The organism is Helicobacter anseris (assembly GCF_003364335.1).
Lineage (GTDB): Bacteria > Campylobacterota > Campylobacteria > Campylobacterales > Helicobacteraceae > Helicobacter_H > Helicobacter_H anseris.
Genome location: NZ_NXLX01000040.1, coordinates 1 through 1,419 on the forward strand (window position 1 = coordinate 1; position 1,419 = coordinate 1,419).

Annotated in this window: 1 pseudogene; it reads left to right on the forward strand. The window is 33.8% G+C overall.

Annotation, left to right across the window (positions count from 1 at the left end):
• Positions 1-1,419, forward strand: a pseudogene (locus CQA57_RS08205) (hypothetical protein); the annotation flags it as partial.

Consider the following 1,419-nt stretch of genomic DNA (forward strand, 5'->3'; position numbering starts at 1 on the left):
TGCAACTAATTCAGGAGTAATTCCAGTTTATACTGTTAAGACAACAGGCGGAACAGCTAATCTTGTAATGCAAGGACCTGTAAATGTAGAAGCTGATATCACTTATGATGATAATGGTCTTACAAATCTAATCTTTGCAAGTAGTAATAGCGGAACAACAGAAGAATTTAAAAATGGTGTAGCTGGTGCTACTGATACAAATAACAATAAAATCCTAGGCGTAACTTACCAAGATGGTGTAAAACTTATATTAGGAAAAACAAGTATTCAAGTAGGTGATGGAGAAAATACAACTTTCTTAAAAGCTTATAGCAAGTACTTTGAAGGTATTGCTGATAATGGAGCATTATTAACTATTACTACAGATAGAACAAAAGATAATAATGGTAATCATACAGACAACATTAATGTAAAAGGTTTGGCATCAGGTGTTATCTCAGAATTAGCTACTAGTGCAAGTGGTGGTGGTAATACCTATACCTACAATGTAAATTTAGAAAGTAAATCTGCTTTTGTAGGAAGTATTTCTTTGCAAGAAAATTCTAATGTAAATGTCACAATGAACTCAGGTTCTAAATTCCTTACCAATGTAGATAAATTGCATTTGCAAAAACTTACAATACAAGGTAATAGTCTTGATACCACACAATTACTCTTAAATACTTTTGAACAAACAAATACTATTATTGATATAGCAACTCTAGGTAATGACTTTAATAATATTCCAACAAGAAGTAACTTTAGATTACTTGAAATTGGAAGCTCAACTACTCAAAGTGGCGCTCAAACACAAGCAGATTCTCAAGTTTCTAGCACTTCTGCTCTCACTGGTTCTAATGCACTTTTTAGAATCTATGCAAATGGTAGTGCTGATCAAAGCAGTGCTACTTTAGGTGGAAATAAGCAATCTGCAAACAATGGTAGTGGAACTTATGGCTATACATACTCTGATAGAATTGTTGTTTTCTCAGGAACAGAGGGCACACACTATCTCCAAGTAATTGCAGATAATAATACAGATATTTCAACGATTAAATATCATGGTGGTGGAAGTGAAACAGAAGGTAATATTGCAGTAGCTACTGTAAAAACAGATTCTAATGTTAAATTTATAGGAGCAGCACAACTTCAAGGATTTGATTTAGTAGGAACTACACTTACCACTCAAGTTACAGATCAGTATGGTAAGGTGGATAGTAGCGGAGCTAATGACTACACCACCTATTTTGTAGATTCTATGACATCCAAAGGTGCTTCTACTTCCAATCAACAAGCTTCAGCAGCAGCTCTTGGAAGTAATTATGATCTTTATTTAGCTAATATGAATAGCTTAAATAAAAGAATGGGTGAATTAAGAGAGAATGCTAATGCTCAAGGTGCATGGGCTAGAATCTTTAATGGTATGCAAACCTCTAACTT